Annotated in this window: 12 protein-coding genes; 7 read left to right on the forward strand and 5 right to left on the reverse strand. The window is 71.9% G+C overall.

Annotation, left to right across the window (positions count from 1 at the left end; genetic code table 11):
* Nucleotides 1-85: 85 nt before the first annotated feature.
* Nucleotides 86-1,198 carry an ROK family transcriptional regulator gene (locus ACZ6SA_RS34740; protein ID WP_347646117.1) on the forward strand — a complete coding sequence of 371 codons (1,113 nt, stop codon included), beginning with the start codon at nt 86-88 and terminating at the stop codon, nt 1,196-1,198.
* On the opposite strand, the gene ACZ6SA_RS34745 is transcribed toward ACZ6SA_RS34740, so the two are convergent.
* Entirely contained in the window at nt 1,195-1,713 is a 519-nt protein-coding gene (locus ACZ6SA_RS34745) for a DinB family protein (RefSeq protein ID WP_347646118.1), read from the reverse strand. The genes ACZ6SA_RS34740 and ACZ6SA_RS34745 overlap by 4 nt on opposite strands.
* Nucleotides 1,714-1,791: 78 nt before the next feature.
* Complete coding sequence (locus ACZ6SA_RS34750; protein ID WP_465832967.1) at nt 1,792-4,803, reverse strand: GH92 family glycosyl hydrolase; 3,012 nt, start codon at nt 4,801-4,803, stop codon at nt 1,792-1,794.
* A 130-nt stretch (nt 4,804-4,933) separates the two neighbouring features.
* Here ACZ6SA_RS34750 and ACZ6SA_RS34755 point away from each other — a divergent pair, with 130 nt between their 5' ends.
* Entirely contained in the window at nt 4,934-5,320 is a 387-nt protein-coding gene (locus tag ACZ6SA_RS34755) for a PadR family transcriptional regulator (RefSeq protein WP_347646120.1), read from the forward strand.
* Complete coding sequence (locus ACZ6SA_RS34760; protein ID WP_465832969.1) at nt 5,317-6,027, forward strand: RDD family protein; 711 nt, start codon at nt 5,317-5,319, stop codon at nt 6,025-6,027. Before ACZ6SA_RS34755 ends, ACZ6SA_RS34760 begins: the two co-directional genes overlap by 4 nt.
* 10 nt (nt 6,028-6,037) lie before the next feature.
* Here ACZ6SA_RS34760 and ACZ6SA_RS34765 read toward each other — a convergent pair whose 3' ends face one another.
* The gene (locus ACZ6SA_RS34765; RefSeq protein WP_465832971.1) at nt 6,038-6,901 is read right to left on the reverse strand and encodes a discoidin domain-containing protein; all 864 of its coding nucleotides are present in this window, start codon (nt 6,899-6,901) and stop codon (nt 6,038-6,040) included.
* A 12-nt stretch (nt 6,902-6,913) separates the two neighbouring features.
* Nucleotides 6,914-7,174, reverse strand: a complete 261-nt coding sequence (locus ACZ6SA_RS34770) for a hypothetical protein (protein WP_465832973.1) — start codon at nt 7,172-7,174, stop codon at nt 6,914-6,916.
* A 9-nt stretch (nt 7,175-7,183) separates the two neighbouring features.
* Here ACZ6SA_RS34770 and ACZ6SA_RS34775 point away from each other — a divergent pair, with 9 nt between their 5' ends.
* The 4 genes from ACZ6SA_RS34775 to ACZ6SA_RS34790 all read left to right on the forward strand — a co-directional run bounded on the left by ACZ6SA_RS34775 (nt 7,184) and on the right by ACZ6SA_RS34790 (nt 10,745).
* On the forward strand, nt 7,184-8,827 hold the full coding sequence (locus tag ACZ6SA_RS34775) for a hypothetical protein (protein WP_465832975.1): 1,644 nt from the start codon (nt 7,184-7,186) through the stop codon (nt 8,825-8,827).
* Nucleotides 8,828-8,967: 140 nt separating this feature from the next.
* A complete protein-coding gene (locus ACZ6SA_RS34780) occupies nt 8,968-9,792 on the forward strand; it encodes a glycoside hydrolase family 12 protein (protein ID WP_465832977.1) in 825 nt (274 codons plus the stop codon).
* Between the two features lie 61 nt (nt 9,793-9,853).
* Nucleotides 9,854-10,264, forward strand: coding sequence for a VOC family protein (locus ACZ6SA_RS34785; protein ID WP_465832979.1), 411 nt, complete (start codon nt 9,854-9,856; stop codon nt 10,262-10,264).
* A gap of 25 nt (nt 10,265-10,289) precedes the next feature.
* On the forward strand, nt 10,290-10,745 hold the full coding sequence (locus ACZ6SA_RS34790; protein WP_347646131.1) for a helix-turn-helix transcriptional regulator: 456 nt from the start codon (nt 10,290-10,292) through the stop codon (nt 10,743-10,745).
* Nucleotides 10,746-10,761: 16 nt separating this feature from the next.
* Here the strand turns inward: ACZ6SA_RS34790 and ACZ6SA_RS34795 are convergent, their stop codons facing one another.
* Nucleotides 10,762-12,015: a serine hydrolase domain-containing protein gene (locus ACZ6SA_RS34795; RefSeq protein WP_347646132.1), complete on the reverse strand. Its 1,254-nt coding sequence runs from the start codon at nt 12,013-12,015 to the stop codon at nt 10,762-10,764.
* Between the last annotated feature and the right edge of the window lie 207 nt (nt 12,016-12,222).

The raw sequence follows: 12,222 nt of genomic DNA on the forward strand, positions 1-12,222 counted from the left end.
GCGTCCTTCGGTCTTTAGTCCATAATCTGTACATAATCCTGAGGAGGTGAGCATGGTGGCGTCAAGAGGGGTCCGTCATGATTCCATGCGTGCCCGTAACCTGGCCGTCGTACTCGGCGCGATCCACCGGTCGGGGCCGCACACCCGCGCCGCGCTCGCCGAGCTGACCGGGCTCACCAAGACCACCGTGTCCAGCCTCGTCGCCGACCTGCTGGAGGCGGGGGTGGTGACCGAACGCGGCGCCGTCAGGGACGGCGAGCGGGGCCGCCCGGGAGTCGCCGTGAGCCTGAGCGGCCACCGGGTGGCCACGCTGGGGCTGGAGATCAACATCGACTATCTGGCGGCCTGCGTGGTCGACCTCACCCGCACCGTACGCCTGCGCCGCACCCGCCCGGCCGACAACCGCAACTCCGACCCCGCGCACATCCTGCACGAGCTGCGCGGACTGGCCAAGGAGACCATCGCCGAGGCCGAGGCGGCCGGGTTGCGGGTCATCGGCGCCGCGCTCGCCGTGCCCGGCACCGTCGAGGGCGAGACGCTGCGCAGCGCGCCGCACCTCGGCTGGCGGGACGTACGGGTGGCCGACGTGGTCGACCTGCCGTTCGCCATCGACAACGAGGCCAACCTGGCGGCGCTCGGCGAGTTGTGGTTCGGCGCGCGGGAGACCGACTTCCTCTACGTGTCGGGCGAGATCGGCGTCGGCGCCGGGCTCGTGGTGGCCGGCAGCCTGTTCAGGGGCACGTTCGGGCTGGCGGGCGAGCTGGGCCACGTCGTCGTCGTGCCCGACGGGCCCGCGTGCCGGTGCGGCGGCCGCGGCTGCCTGGAGGTCTATGCCGGGCAGGACACCCTGCTCGGAGCGCTGGACTCGGTCTCCGAGCTGGTGGCACGGCTGGAGTCGGGCGACCCGCGGGCGCTGGAGACGTGCGAGCGGGCCGGCGAAGCCCTCGGCGTGGCGCTCACCTCGGCCGTGCACCTGCTCGACCCGGGCATGATCGTGCTCGGCGGCGTCTTCGCGCCGCTGTTCCCGTGGCTGGAGGGGCCCGTGGCCGGCGGGCTGGGGGCCAGGCTGGCGCACATGCGCGACGGCCCGCCCGCCCTCGTGGTCTCGCGGACCGGCCCGGACGCGGCGGTGCTGGGGGCGGCCGGGATGATCATCCAGCGCGTCATCGCCGAACCCGCCGAGGTCCTCGGCGTCTAGTAGTAGCCCTTCCTCCCGTCGAGCAACTCGCGGATCGTGTCAAGGTGGCCGGCGTGCCTGGCGGTCTCCTCGACCATGTGGATCACCATCCAGCGCAGGCTCGCCGGCGCGGCGCCGAAGTGCGGATGCCTGCCGGCGTCGTCGAGCGAGTGAGCCGCGATGATCTCGTTGGAGGTCCGGCACTGGCGTTCGTAGTCGTCGAGCAGCCGGGCCGTCGGCACGCCGTCGGCGACCATGTCGGCGTCCTCCTCCGCCTCCTCGTCGAACTGCGGGTTGCCGGCGGCGGAACGGCCCAGGAAGAGCACCTCGAACCAGCAGTGCTCGGTCCAGCGCAGGTGGGCGAGCACGCCGGCCACCGTCATGAGGGGAGAGGTGGGCAGGACGGGGCGGTGCGCGTCCTCCTCCGACAATCCCTCGCACTTCCACTGGACGATCGCACGCTGCATGTCGAGCCAGCCCACGAGCTGCGTGCGCTCGTCGGCCATGAAGGGAGGTCGTTCGCGGGGGAGTGTCATGACGGCCGACGCTACTTCAACCGCACCGATATCGCGCGATCTTTTCGGCCGGCCCGCCACGACGGGAGAGCCCGGCGCTCAGGCGCGGGCGCTGAGCGCGAAGACCTTCAGGTCGGGGGTCGGGGAGCTGGTGAACGAGACGGCCTCGCGGGCCGGGTCGACCGGTACGGACACCCGCCAGATGGTGACCTTGCGGCCGTCCGAGGTGCCGTTGACGTGGTAACGGGTGTCGGCCGTGAGCGCGGCCTGCTCCCCGAAGTGCGGTGACGCGCTCGCCCAGTCGGTCACCCGCAGGGGCGCCGCCGACGTGCCGCCGCCGGCGTAGGTGATCGTGAGCTCGGTCCGCTGGTCGCCGTTCACGGCCGTGACCAGCAGGTCGAGCGCGCGGTAGCGGCCCTTCGTCAGGTAGGTGCGCTGGCCGCGCAGGCTCATGAAGTTGACCGCGGTGCCCTTGGTCTCGGGGATCAGGTACGCGGTGCCGTCCACGGTGTGCGGGCCGGGTTCGGGCAGCTGCTCGGCGGGGAAGCTCCAGCCCTTGCCGTCCAGGTTGCCCTGCGCCTTGGCGTCGGCGGTGGCGACTCCGTCGACGTCGTACTGCGGTCGGTGCAGGCAGACGCCGCCGGACGGCTCGCACGGGGCGGGCAGGTTCGGGACGGGCTCCCGCGCGGCCGGGACGTGGTCGACAGGGAGGTCGCGGGCGGCCGTGCCCCACGACCTGTCAGGGGCCGTGCCGACGTCCACCACGACGTGCCCGCCGCCGTTGACCAGCGACTCCGGCAGCCAGGAGCGGGTGTGGCGCTTGCCGTTCACCCGTACGTCCCGGATGTAGATCGCCTCAGGGGAGGCCTGCGGCGCGGTCACCGTGATGGTCCTGCCGTTGCCGCGCCTGATCCACGCCTTCGGGAAGATCGGGCTGGACAACAACATCTCGGCGCGGCTGGGCGTCTGGGGGTACATGCCGAGCGCGGCGAAGACGTACCACGCGGACATGGTGCCGAGGTCGTCGTTGCCGGGCAGCCCGCCGGGGCCGGTCCCGTAGACCAGCCCGGCCATCGCGCGCACGGTCTCCTGCGTCTTCCACGGTTGCCCGAGCGCGTTGTAGAGCCACGGCACGTGGATGCCTGGCTCGTTCGTCGGGTCGTAGCGGAAGCCGTCGCCGCCGGTCGCCCACGAGCCGTCGGGGCGGTGGAAGAACGTGTCGAGCCGCTCGGCTGCCCGCTCCTTGCCGCCCATGGCGGCGGCCAGCCCGGACACGTCGTGCTGCACCATCCACGTGTAGGTCGCGCTCGTGCCCTGCGCGAACCCGGCGTCCGAGGTGGGCGAGAACGGCCACGACCAGCTTCCGTCCGCCCTGCGCGCCTGCTGGTAGCCGCCCTCGGCCCCGGCCGAGGGGTTGAACGTGCTGCGCCACCAGCTCGCGCGCGGCATCAGCCGGTCGTGCTCGGCCTCGCGGCCGAGCCGCCTGGCCCAGTCGGCGAGCGCGAAGTCGGCCGTGGCGTCCTCCAGCGTCTCCGCGGCGCCGCCCCAGCAGTGACAGGTGTCCTGCGGCGCGTAGTGCAGCCGCAGGTACTCGGCCAGGTTGGGGCGCTGGCCCTCGCACTGTCCCGGGCAGCCCCTGTCGGACAGGCCCGACGGGTGCGGCACGGTCGCCTGCCTGACCAGCGAGTCGAAGGCGCCGCGCACGTCGAAGTTGCGCACGCCGAGCGCGTGGAACCCGGCCAGCGTCGGGGCCGACGGGTCGCCGGTCATCACGTGGGTGGGGCCGTTGACGTGCACCCAGCGGTCCCATACGCCGCCGTTCTGCCGCGCGAGGTTGTACAGCGACTGGGCGTAGTCGCCCGCCACCTGCGGCTCCAGCAGCGCCAGCAGCTGGGTGTGGGCGCGGTACTGGTCCCAGCCGGAGAAGTTGCCGTACTGCGCCCGCTGGCCGCGCGCCAGCCGGTGCACCTCGCGGTCGCTGCCGAGGTAGGTGCCCGAGACGTCGCTGGCGATGTTGGGCTGCAGGTAGGCGTGGTAGAGGGCGGTGTAGAACGTGGTGCGCAGGTCGTCGGAGCCGCCGGCCACCTCGATCGTGCGCAGCCGGTCGTTCCAGGCGCGGCGTGCCCTGCCGGCCACGTCGCCGACGTCGTCCCCGGGGCCGATCTCGCGGGCGAGGTTCTCCTTCGCCGCCGCCAGGCTCGTGTACGAGATGCCGACCTTCATCCGCACGTCGGCGTCGGACGCGGTGTCGAAGGAGACGTAGCCGCCCGATCCGCGGCCCGCGCGGTCGGCGCCGGTCGCGTACCCCTCGCCGCCGCTCGCCTTCGTGGTGCCGGGCCGCAGCTCGCCGTCCACCCACGTGCCGGTGCCGGAGAAGGCGCGGTCGAACGTCGCGGCGAAGTGCAGCCGGTAGTAGCTTTTGCGGTTGTTCTCGCCGCCGTTGGCGCGCCGGCCGCAGAAGGCGCCCGTCAGCACCGAGCCGGTCACGGCACGCCGGGCGGGGTCGATCGTGATCTCGGCGTCCTCGCTGCCGTTGAGCGAGTTGGACACCCGGAACAGCAGGCTGGCGGGCGAGCCCTTCGGGAACGTGAACTCGCCGACGCCGGCGCGGGTCGTGACCGACAGGTCAGTCGTGACGCCGGAGTCGAGCGTGACGGTGTACCTGCCGGGGCGCGCGGTCTCGTTGTCGTGGCTGAAGCCGCTCGCGTAGACGGCGTCCTTCGTGTCGGCCGTGGGGGACGAGGTGACGTCGCCGGCGTACGGCATGATCGGGACGTCTCCCGCCGCTCCTGGATGGCAGCCCGCGCCGTTGACGTGGGTCAGCGCGAAGCCGCGCACGCGCGGGGTGTTGTAGGAGTAGCCGTTGGAGCCGGCGGCGTTGGTCTGGTCGCCGGCCGTGTTGGTCGGGCTCCAGGAGATCATCCCGAACGGCGTGACGGCGCCGGGATAGGTGTTGCCGCCGCCCGCGGAGCCGATCAGCGGATCGACGTGGCTGACGGGATCGGCGACCTTCGCCGGGGAGCGGTGGGCGGAGGCGGGCGTGGCGGGCGCGAGCGTGGCGACGAGCGTGCCGATGAGCGTCACGGCGAGCCACGAGCGGGGGGAGAACACCTCGTGATCACACCGTCCCACATTAACCGGATCATTGACGGCGTTGTAAGAGCGCGGGAACATCCGGTTCCTCGGCCATCGCTCGACCTGATACCTTGCTACCCGAGGTATCAGGTCGTACCGTGGTCGTATGAGTGAGGATGTCGAGGCGACGCCGGGATCGGCCACCATCGCACGGCTCCGTCGCGAGCTCGCGCGGGGCACGACCGAGCTGGCCGTGCTGTCCGTCCTCAGCGTCCGCCGCCGTTACGGCTACGAGCTGCTGAAAGTGCTGCGCCACGCGGGCGAGGGCGTCCTGGAGGTCAAGGAGGGCACGCTCTACCCGCTGCTGCACCGGTTGGAGGACTCCGGCCACATCGTCGCGACCTGGGAGGCCGAAGGGCGCGCCAGGCCGCGGAAGTACTACGTCATCACCCCGGACGGCCGCGCCTATCTCGCCATGCTGCGCGTGGAGTGGAGCGGCCTGGTCGACGCGATGCGACAACTACTCAACACCCTTGGCGAGGTGCAGGAATGAGCGACGTACGGCAGACCATCGACGACTACACCGACAGGGTCGCGCGCCACCTCACCGGCGCGGCCCGCGACAGGGCCAGGGCGGAGCTCGGCGACCATCTGTCCGAGGCGGCGGAGGCCGGCGAGCTGCCCGAGGCGTTAGGCCGGCTCGGCACCCCGGCGGAGGCGGCCGCCTCCTTCGCCGAGCTGCGCACCGCCCAGCCCGCGTCCATCAATGTGCGCTTCGTCGCCGTGCTGGTCGACAACCTGCCGCTCGTCGGGGTCTCGGCCGCGCTGTTCCTCCAAGGGCTGTACGGGATCATCGAACATGGCACCGGCTTCGCGCTGTCGTTCCCGCCTTTCGTGTACGTCAAGATCGGCGACGGCTGCGTCGCCCTCATGACCGTGCAGTGCGGCGCCTACGACGGCGCCGGCCTGACCTACGCCCTGGGCCTCCCTCTCGCCCTCGCCTGGTCGATCGTCGGGCTCGGCCTGCTGGAGGCGCGCACCGGCACGACACCGGGCAAACGCCTGATGAAGCTCCGCGTCGTCACCGAGACCGGCCTGCGCATCCACCCGGTCACGGGCATCGTCCGCAGGCTCAGCATGCTGCTGGGGCCGGCCGCCTGGCTGGACTGGCTCCCCGTCGTGTGGGGCGACCGGCGGCGGGTGCTCGACCGCCTGACCGAGACCAAGGTCGTGCCCGCCACCCCCGCCGAGGAGCCGTAGGAGGAGGTCCTCAGCGGACCTCGACCTCGATGATGCGCGTGTAGTCGTTGGCGCCGTTGGAGGCGAGCGCGACGATGCGGACGGCGTCCGCGGTGACGGGCGCGAAGTCCGAGCGCACGTTTCCGGCGGTGTTGCCGCGCACCTGCGCGACCGTTCGCCACTCGCCGTCCACCTGGGCCTGGACGTCCCAGTCGCGCAGCCCGTGGCGCGATGCCGGGTAACGCTCGGTGTCGAGGGTGTACAGGTCGACGCGGGAGACCTGCTTCGGCCCGCCCAGCGCGACCGCGATGGTGTCGGGCCAGGCCCGGCCGGTGGCGTCGTTCCAGCCGTTGCCGCCGGCCCAGCCGTTGGAGGAGGTGTCGCCGTCGGCGACGCTGCACGGCGGGTAGTTGGCGTTGGTGTGCTGGGAGGAGGCGGTGACGGGGCGGTGCAGCGCGAGGTTGCCGCCGTCGTCGAGCCTGTCGAGGGGCACGACGTCGACCGGCACCTTCAGCGTCCTGGCGGGGGTGCGCAGCCGCAGCTCGTACGTGCCCTCCTCGGTCTCGGGCGGGACGGCGACCAGGAGTTTCGCGCCGAGCTCGTACCCGGGCGGCAGGTAACTGGTCAGCATCGTGCGGGAGGCGGTCAGCGGCGGGTCGATCTCGACGTCCATCGTGGCGTACGCGGGCTTCTTCGCGTCGCTGCGCATGCCGATCTCGATCTTCGCGGGGCAGGCGGGGTCCACGCCGAGCGCGGCGACGAGCCGGTCGGCGCCCGCGATGGGGGTGAGGTCGCCGGAGGGCTTAACAGCGGTTGCGGCGGGGTGCCAGGCGGCTCCCGTGGTGAGCGTGACGGCGGCGGTGGCGACGGTGAGCGCGGCGGCGAGGTGACGCATGATCGTTCCTTCCTAGAGCGCCTGCAGGCCGGGGGCGCCGTCGAGCGTGACGAGGCTCGCCCTGGTGGAGACGGGGGCGCCGGGGCGGTCCACGTACGGGACGACCTTGAAGTCCGCCCGCCACTGGTCGCGGGTGACCTCGCAGGAGACGTAGCCGCGCTGGTAGCTGGAGAAGCGCAGGTGGGGGTTGACCGGGTCGGTGCCGCCCGGCGGCAGGCCGGCGTCAGGGTTGCCGTTGCCGCCGCTGCTGACGGAGGTGCAGACGAACTCCACGCCGGCCCGGTGGAGGTGGACCTCGGGGACGAGTGGGACGTCGAGCTCGTCCCGACCATGGACGACACCTGGTCGGACTTCGGTCTCACCACGGCAACCGCCACCGCGTCCGCCACCGGGTCCGCCACCGGGTCCGCCACCGGGTCCGCCACCGCGTTCACCACCGGGTCCGCCACCGGTTCCGCGTACGCCGCCGGAGTCGGCGGCGACACCGGTGCCCGCGTTGAACGCTGGTCGTTGCGCAGGCCCGGCGGAGAGACCGCGCACGTGACGTTCGGCCCGCGCGGGGAGCAGCGCGTCGGCGACGGCCCGTGGACGCCCTCGGTGTGGTCGACGTCGCGGGGCCTGCACAAGGACCCCATCCACCGGGAGACCCTGGGCCCCAAGGGACACGTGCCGGTGGAGTTCCTCGCGTTCGGCCGGGTCGCGGCCGGCGCCGAGGCGCGCTTCCGCAGCGTGCTCACCGTGCCGGAGGGCGCTCCCGTCTGGCTCGCGATCGGCGCCGGCGCCGCCAAGGCCCTCCGGCTCGACGGCGAGGAGCGGCCGCTCGACGACTCCGGTTACGCCGCCGTCACGCTCTCACCCGTCGCGCCCGGCGACCACCTGCTGGACCTGGCGCTCGTCCCTGACGAGGAGCACGACCTGCGGGCCTACGCCTGCCTGGTGGACGATCCCGGCGACGCCGCCCGCCCCGAGTGGATCGCCGGCACGCCCCTGGAGACCACCGTGCACGTCCAGGAAGGAGGCGGGCCGCTGCTCCAGGTCGCCTCGACCGCGTTCTGCCGGGTGCTGGTGAACGGTGTGGAGGCCGGCCGCCAGGGCGGCTTCGACCCGTACGCGGAGGCCGACATCCCGCGCGTACGCCGCTACGACGTGGCCCGCCTGCTGCGCCCCGGCGACAACACGATCAGGATCGAGTCGGACGGCTGGGTGCTGGCCGACGGCCTGGCCGTCTCCGGCCCCGGCTGGACGCCCCGCCCCCGGGTACGCCGCCGCCAGCAGGGCGACCCCGCCGCCCTGTGGTCGCGGGTCCGCCCGCACCCGCTGCCGGAGGCGGGCTGGCTCGACGGCCGCCCCTCCGCCCCCGCCGCCACGTTCACCGCGCCCGGCGCCCGCCCCCGGACCGAACGGTTCCTCCTCGACCCGCCTCCGGGCGCGACCGGCGTCTCCGTGGACGTCGCGGACGGCGTCGAGTGCGTCGTGGACGGCGGCGAGCTGCGCGTGACCACGGTCCCCGGCCGGCAGTCGGGCGCCGCGTTCACCGGCCCCGTCCGCTTCACCTGCGGCCCTGGCCGGATGCGGCTCGGCGACTGGGAGGAGCGCGGCCTGGCCGGCTACAGCGGCGGCGTGCGCTACCGCGCCACCGTCACCGCCCAGGCCGGGCCGGGCGAGCTCGACCTCGGCCGCGTCAGGGGCACGGCGGAGGTCACGGTGAACGGCCGCCCGTGCGGGATCAGGGTGTGCTCGCCGTACGTCTTCGACGTCGAGCTGGACGAAGGCGACAATGCCGTCGAGGTCCTGGTGCTGGGCACGCTGGCCCCCTATTTCGACGAGGTCAGCCCCACGCACTTCGTCTTCGCCGGCCAGCGCGTCACGGGCCTGTTCGGCCCCGTACGCCTGCGCGCGGCGATGACGGAACCGCACACGCCCTGAGGCGGGCCCGCCCGGACGTGCCCTTCCGGCTGCGTCACCGGCGACGATCGCGAAGGCGCGGGGTGAAAGTTTCACGCCGTCACCGCCGCTTGACGTGTGGCGGTGAGGATTCCTTTCCCGCCGGTGTTTCCTCCCGCCGGATGCGGCCTTACGGTGACCCCACCTCCTGTCGGAACCGGTCTCGGCGGCCCCGGCCTCGTCGAAGCGCTTCGACACGGCGGTTTCGACAAGGCGCCGCCTGCCACCGGCGGACAACAGCGGAAAGGGAGATCATGCTCAGGACGCTCCGCCTCTTCGTCCCGGTGTCCATGCTCGTCGCGCTCCTCGGAGTGCTCGCTCAGCCGGCCCAGGCCGCCGTCTGGTCCTCGTCGGACCGGTGGGGCACATGGACCAACGGCGGCTACACCCTCTACAACAACATCTGGGGCAGCGGCGCCGGCCCGCAGACCATCTGGGCGAACTCGTACGGCGACTGGGGGGTCTGGGCGGACCACCCCAACACCGGCGGCGTCAAGTCCTACCCCAACGCCACCAGGAACGTGAACCGGCGGCTCAGCGCACTCCGCAGCGTGACCAGCAGCTTCAACGTCACCGTGCCGAGCGCCGGCGCCTACGCGAGCGCGTACGACATCTGGTGCGACGGCCACACCTACGAGATCATGCTCTGGATGAACAAGTACGGCCCGGTGGGCCCGCTCGGTTCGTGGCAGGCGAGCGCGTCGGTGGGCGGCCACAGCTGGGACGTCTACCGCGGCTCCAACGGGTCCAACGAGGTGTTCTCCTTCATCCGGCAGGGCAACGCCACCTCGGGAACCGTCGACATCAAGGCGGTGCTGGACTGGATCAGGTCCAGGAACTGGTTCGGCGACGTGACGGTCGGCGACGTCCAGTTCGGCTACGAGATCACGTCGTCCGGCGGCGGGATGGACTTCCGTACCAACGGTTTCTCGGTGTCGGCGAGCTGACCACGGGACTCGGTCAGGATCGGAGAAGCGCTGGTCGCCGGGCCGCGGTTAACGTGGCGCCATGGACGTCACCATTCACACGACCTTTCTTCCGCACGACGACCCGGAGGCCTCCCTGGCCTTCTACCGCGACACCCTCGGCTTCGAGGTGCGCAGCGACGTCGGGCAGGGCAGGATGCGCTGGATCACGGTCGGCCCGCCCGGCCAGCCCGGCACGTCCATCCTCCTGGCGCCGCCGGCCGCCGACCCCGGCATCACCGAGAACGAGCGCCGCACCATCATCGAGATGATGGCCAAGGGCACCTACGGCTGGATCCTGCTGGCCACCCGGGACCTCGACGGCGTCTTCGAGAAGGTGCAGGCCGGCGCCGCCGAGGTCGTCCAGGAGCCGACGGAGCAGTCGTACGGTGTCCGCGACTGCGCCTTCCGCGACCCCGCGGGCAACCTGGTCCGCATCCAGCAGGTTCGCTGAGCCGCTCGACGAAAGGGGTTTGCTCATGTGCCATCCCGCATGGGGGCGCGCTCTCACCGCGGCGGCACGCCTGAAGGACCTGGCGCGGCTGCGCCGCGTCCGCGACCGCATCGACAGGGACTACGCGCAGCCGCTGAACGTCGAGGCGCTGGCCCGCGGCGTGCACATGTCGGCCGGGCACCTCAGCCGCCAGTTCCGGCTCGCGTACGGCGAGTCCCCGTACGCCTATCTGATGACGCGTCGCATCGAGCGCGCGATGGCGCTGCTGCGCCGTGGCGACCTCAGCGTCACCGAGATCTGTTTCGCGGTCGGCTGCTCGTCGCTGGGCACCTTCAGCACCCGCTTCACCGAGCTGGTCGGCATGCCGCCCAGCGACTACCAGCGCCGCGCGGCGGGTGTCGTGGCGGGGCTGCCCTCCTGCGTGGCCAAGCAGGTGACGAGACCGGTCAGGAGCCGGGAGGCCGAGCCGCAACCGGCGTGAGTCACGGACGCCGCGGTCAGAAGTACAGCGAGCTGTAGTCCACCGAGGGCCACGTGGCGATCCTGTCGGCCACGTCGTACAGGAGGTCGCCGATGACGCCGAAGGCGGCGGGCCCGTCACCCTCGTCGCGGCGGTTGAAGCAGGCGGCGTAGGTGACGCCGTCGTACCTCCTGACGAGGTAGGTGTAGGTGCCGGCCAGGCCGCCGGTGTGCCAGGTGTTGTACCCGCCGTTCTTCTCGCGGACGTACCAGCCGGCGCCGTACCAGGAGCCGGAGGCGAACGTGCCCCACTCGGGCCTGGCGAAAGCCCGGGAGATCGACCGTGAGTCCAGGACGTTCGCGGCCGAGGGCACGTCGAAGACCCGCTCGAACCTGACGAGGTCCATGGCGGTGGCCACCCAGCCGCCGCTGGCGTCCTTGTTGTCCATGTTGAACCCGCCGTACGGGTACGGGACCTTCGCGCCCGACTCGTCGAGCACGGTCGTGGCGGTGTAGCGCGACTCGTAGGGCACCTCGCCCGGGGTGTCGGCCTTCAGCGTGCTTCCCAGCCGCATGCGGGTGATCCCCAGCGGGCCGAGCAGCCCGCCGGTGACGTACGACCCGTAGCTCCGGCCCGTGATCTCCTCGATCACCCGGCCGAGCAGCAGGTAGCCGTAGTTGCAGTAGGCGAACCTGGAGCCGGGCGCGAAGTCGAGGGGCAGGCTCGTCATGTAGGTCATCATGTCGGACTTGTCGTTCGGCAAGCCGGTGCCGAGAATGTCGGCGATCTTGTGCTCGATGACGCCGGGGTCGTCGGAGATCTCGCGATCCCAGCCTCCGGAGTGCTGCAGCAGCCGCCACATGGTCACGTTCGCCAGCCGCGCGTCCGCCTGCCTGCCGGCCATCGGCCTGAGGTCCAGCAGGCTGGTCACCGGGGTGCTGAGGTTCAGTCTCCCCTCCTGCGCCAGCCGAAGGACGGCGGTGGCCGTGATGTGCTTGCTCAGGCTCGCGATCCTGAACAGGCTCGTCGGCGTCACGGCGGGCACCGGCTTTGCCGGGGTCGACAGCGTGTAGGCGCGGGTGAAGACCAGCTTGCCCTTGCGGGCGACGGCGAGTTGCCCGGCGGTGATCCCGCGTTCGATCATGTACTTCTTCATCGTGGTGTCGAACGGGATCAGCGCGGTGGGCACGTGGCCTCTGGCCACCACGGCTTCCCACGGCTCCGCGGATGACGCCGCCGCGGGTCGTGCCGCTTCCAGTCCGATCGGCGCGACCAGGGCGGCCTTCAGCACATCTCGACGATTCAACACCATGGGCCTCGATCGGTAGTCACGGTCAGAATGGGACGCATGCTACTTATGGGGCGCTTGTGAGCGAAGGCGAATGATCTAGCGGCGGCCCGATGTGTGCCAGCTCATAGCGGGCTGCCGGAATGTGTGTCCTTCTCACCTGGTCCACCGGCCCGGCTCCCACTTAGCGTTCACGGTTACGGCGGCCTG

The sequence above is a fragment of the Nonomuraea sp. NPDC049378 genome (assembly GCF_055586745.1).

Coding starts and splice junctions, on each gene's coding strand:
- ACZ6SA_RS34740 (WP_347646117.1), top strand. CDS start 86: ATGCGTGCCCGTAACCTGGCCGTCGTACTCGGCGCGATCCACCGGTCG.
- ACZ6SA_RS34745 (WP_347646118.1), bottom strand. CDS start 1,713: ATGACACTCCCCCGCGAACGACCTCCCTTCATGGCCGACGAGCGCACG.
- ACZ6SA_RS34755 (WP_347646120.1), top strand. CDS start 4,934: ATGAGTGAGGATGTCGAGGCGACGCCGGGATCGGCCACCATCGCACGG.
- ACZ6SA_RS34760 (WP_465832969.1), top strand. CDS start 5,317: ATGAGCGACGTACGGCAGACCATCGACGACTACACCGACAGGGTCGCG.
- ACZ6SA_RS34765 (WP_465832971.1), bottom strand. CDS start 6,901: ATGCGTCACCTCGCCGCCGCGCTCACCGTCGCCACCGCCGCCGTCACG.
- ACZ6SA_RS34780 (WP_465832977.1), top strand. CDS start 8,968: ATGCGGCCTTACGGTGACCCCACCTCCTGTCGGAACCGGTCTCGGCGG.
- ACZ6SA_RS34785 (WP_465832979.1), top strand. CDS start 9,854: ATGGACGTCACCATTCACACGACCTTTCTTCCGCACGACGACCCGGAG.
- ACZ6SA_RS34790 (WP_347646131.1), top strand. CDS start 10,290: ATGTGCCATCCCGCATGGGGGCGCGCTCTCACCGCGGCGGCACGCCTG.